Raw genomic sequence first — 845 nt, 5'->3', positions numbered from 1 at the left:
TAAGCCGATGCTCTCTTAAAAACGATATTTTTGTAGCAAGCCCCTCTTTTGAGGGGCTTTTTTGTTGCCGCAGCGCCTATTTTGTTCCACTCTATTTTGAGCAACGAAGAAATGGAAGGTGTGCAAGGAATGAAAAGAGTCATCATGGTGGTTGGGATTGTGTTATCTGTCCTAGTCGCAGCCGTCGCAACGCTGCTGCTTGGTTTACAGACCCAGTACCGCACTGACATCGCGAATTTCTTGCTCAAGCACACCACTGCCAACTCAATCACAGTGGAAGATGTCAATTATCAAGCCCCTTATGAGCTGACCTTACAAGGCATCACGCTCAACGCGGAAAGCGAATCACCGAGCTACATCGACAAACTCCAACTATGGCTCAACCCAAATAGCTTTCTCACCGCTCGCCTCGAACTCGACTCGCTATTAATCAGTGGCGTTCAATGGCAAGGCCCTGAATTAGAAATCCTGAAACAGCGCCTCTCTCAACCAGACATTACCCTTCATCAGCTGGCGATCAACAACCTAGACTTCTCAACGCCTGAGTACAGCGCTCGTGACGTTGATATCCAGATTGCGCAGCCAGATTGGTCGAGCACGCAGCAACTGCTGCCCAACGGAAAGATTCAGCTCAAAGCTGGGCAGATCTTTTGGCAGAACGAGGCTTTGGATAATTTTTTGATCGACCTAGATCTAAAAGCCCATGACAGCACACTCTACGGGGCATCGTTTGAGTGGCGTGGTGCTAAGATCTCAGGTCAGGCAGAGCAATATCCGACAGGGTGGTCACTGATCAATGTGACCATCGATGGCTTGCGCCTCAGTCAACAACAAACTCAGCAACT

At 49.1% G+C, this 845-nt stretch carries 1 protein-coding gene; it reads left to right on the top strand.

The window, feature by feature from the left end; translation table 11 throughout:
- Positions 1-129: 129 nt before the first annotated feature.
- A partial coding sequence (locus KIV40_RS31235; protein ID WP_285353184.1) for an AsmA family protein occupies positions 130-845 on the top strand: 716 nt, incomplete at its 3' end.

Source organism: Vibrio sp. D173a (assembly GCF_030248475.1).
The sequence above is the reverse complement of the archived record's forward strand: the minus strand, read 5'-3'. Positions and strand labels throughout refer to the sequence as shown.